Origin of the sequence: Streptomyces sp. P9(2023) (assembly GCF_032436795.1) — a bacterium.
GTDB lineage: Bacteria > Actinomycetota > Actinomycetes > Streptomycetales > Streptomycetaceae > Streptomyces.
Map to the genome: position 1 here is coordinate 1 of NZ_JAUPWM010000767.1, position 244 is coordinate 244.

A 244-nucleotide genomic window follows, 5' to 3' on the forward strand; every position below is an offset into this window, starting at 1 on the left:
CGATGCGCAATGCGCGAACAGCGCCGCCTGCTCCTTGCCGTCAAACGCCGTGAGGACGTTCCAGAGATCGTCTTCGCCTTTGGGAAGACGGGCCTTCCATCCATCGTGCCTGATGTCGATGGCTTCCGCCGATGCGCTCTCCTTCAGACCCGGCGCCTGTGCCGGGAATGTGGGTGTGCGGATCGAGATCTCGAGGCAGCCGCTCGACGACGCGAAGCGATAGAACGTCGCCAGCACGAAATTG

Annotated in this window: 1 pseudogene; it reads right to left on the bottom strand. The window is 62.7% G+C overall.

Features of this window, described 5'->3' with window-relative positions:
* Nucleotides 1-244, bottom strand: a pseudogene (locus tag Q5762_RS39385) (DNA-binding protein); the annotation flags it as partial.